At 63.2% G+C, this 1,975-nt stretch carries 3 protein-coding genes; 1 reads left to right on the forward strand and 2 read right to left on the reverse strand.

Translation table 11 applies throughout. The annotated features are described in order from the left end of the window. Positions 1–898: alpha/beta hydrolase (locus AC1RWI_RS37920; RefSeq protein WP_492870873.1), on the forward strand; the 898-nt coding region annotated here is incomplete at its 5' end. 91 nt (positions 899–989) lie between these two features. Here AC1RWI_RS37920 and AC1RWI_RS37925 read toward each other — a convergent pair. Beyond that, positions 990–1,451 carry a type II toxin-antitoxin system YhaV family toxin gene (locus AC1RWI_RS37925; RefSeq protein WP_043355986.1) on the reverse strand — a complete coding sequence of 154 codons (462 nt, stop codon included), beginning with the start codon at positions 1,449–1,451 and terminating at the stop codon, positions 990–992. Then, positions 1,451–1,768, reverse strand: a complete 318-nt coding sequence (locus AC1RWI_RS37930; RefSeq protein WP_043355988.1) for a type II toxin-antitoxin system PrlF family antitoxin — start codon at positions 1,766–1,768, stop codon at positions 1,451–1,453. The genes AC1RWI_RS37925 and AC1RWI_RS37930 overlap by 1 nt, the downstream gene beginning before the upstream one ends. Positions 1,769–1,975: the final 207 nt, after the last annotated feature.

Raw genomic sequence — 1,975 nt, forward strand, 5'->3', positions numbered from 1 at the left:
GGTGGGTGCGGGAGAGATGAGCCGCGACGTAGAACGCGAGCACGGCTCACGGATCCGCTACTACCTCAGCGTGCGAGATACCTCCAGGCACGCGGACCAATTGCTCGTGGTGATCCAGGGTTCCGACTGCAATAGCGTAACCCGGGTCGAGGCAATTCGCCGCTACATGCTGCAGGTAATGCCCGCTGCCGACGTACTGACGGTAGAGAAGTACGGCATCGATGCCAGCTTGCCCTACAGCAACGATACCGAACGCGCGGATTGCCCGCCCGCCTATCTGCGCCACGACAGCCCGGTGCAACGCGCCTCGGATCTGGACACCGTCATCGCCGACGTGCTGCGCCAGCACGCCTACCGCCAGGTAGTCGCCCTCGGCGGCAGCGAAGGGGCTGTGGTCGCGCACCTGCTGGCGGCTCGCTCGGATCGCATCGCGGCAACCATCGCCTTCAATGGCGGTGGCCAGTGGTTCCTCGACGACCTGCTGTACAGCATCGCCAGCGCGCCCGGCTCCGCGCAAGAGAAGGCTGCATCAATGCGGAGCATGCGCGGTTTCGCCCGCCATATCCGCACCGCCACGCCCGAGGCACAGGCGAGAATAACGGCCAGCGACCACGGCTACCGCTGGTGGCGCGACTCGCTCGCCACGGATCAGCTAGCCGTGCTGCGCACGAGCAGATCGCCGACGCTGATCATCCAGTCCGGCGCCGACGAGTCCGCGTCACCCGATGCCGTCCTGGCCATGGTGGCCAGGCTCCATCAGGCAGGCAAGCGCAACATTACCTACAAGACCTACCCGGCGCTGGACCACCGGTTGTTCGGGCCCGATGGACGCAGCCGTATGGCCGACGTCGTGAACGACATGGCTTCGTGGTTGCAGGGTGTCGGCATCGAGCCGTGATGCGGATAATGCGGAGTTGACGGCCCAAGCCGCCGTTCGGATCGGATCGACTCACCTCATCGGCCCATAGGTCCATAGGCCGAACCGATGCTCATTTCCCGGCCGCACCCCACTCGGTACGACTCGCCGCGACCAGTACGGCCCAATCATCCGGCGGATTTCCCCGCCCGAGCATTTTCTCAAAGACCGCGTAAGGATCCGACTTGCTGCCCGCGGAGCGCAGGGTCTGCTCATCGTTCACCCAGGCGAACACGATCACCTTCGAGCGAGAATCGTAGCGGAAGAACAGACGGAACCTGCGCCCGATTTTCGCCCGCCGCCAGTGCCGGTATGCCTCGCCAAGGGTATTGCCTTGCCGAAACTCTTCCCGCGAAGGGTCTCCGGGCACAACATCCAATATCAATTGGCTCAAGGCACGGAACAGTTTGACGTTGGCATTGCGATCGAATCCAATTGGGTCATTCTGTTGCGCGCGCTGCGCCGCCCCGTGCAACTTGCGCAGTTGCTCGATCACCCCCTCATGAAACAGTAGCGTCCAGCCATGACGTTGCATCAGAGCTCCACGTCGCCGTCGATGTCCTGATCCAGCCTCTCCCCATGCCCGGCGTTTGCCAGCATGGCGTGAGCCAGATCTTCCGGCAGCGTCCGCAGGTGTCGCCCCGCACGGATATCGGCTTCCAGAAGGCGCAGGAAAGCACCGATCGCCGGGTCATCGTGCTGCGCATCGGCGCGCGTGACGACGACCTCTCCATCACGTAGATCGAACGCCACTTTTCCGCCAGCGTCCACGCCAAGTACTTGCCGGATGGGCTTGGGGAGCGTGAGTTGCCCTTTGGAAGTCAAGGTAGCCACTTCGTGGATGTCGTGCATGCTGAGTCTCCGGATAGCGGAATTGATGGTAAGGAATATTCCTTACAAAGTCAATTCAGCCACTGTGCTGCCGTCTCTGCACGGTTGCGGAAACTTGCGCCGGGTGGTCCGCGTCCTGCCGGCAACCGGGCATGCCGCTCCCAGGCACCACCGACGGCAACCCGACGATCACCCCATCAACGCATCCGCTACCAGATATTCCCCCTC

It is taken from the genome of Cupriavidus sp. MPR-AND1C (genome assembly GCF_058809705.1).

Bases quoted from the DNA above. Each gene is read 5' to 3' on its own strand.
- AC1RWI_RS37925 (WP_043355986.1), bottom strand. From the start codon at position 1,451: ATGCAACGTCATGGCTGGACGCTACTGTTTCATGAGGGGGTGATCGAG.
- AC1RWI_RS37930 (WP_043355988.1), bottom strand. From the start codon at position 1,768: ATGCACGACATCCACGAAGTGGCTACCTTGACTTCCAAAGGGCAACTC.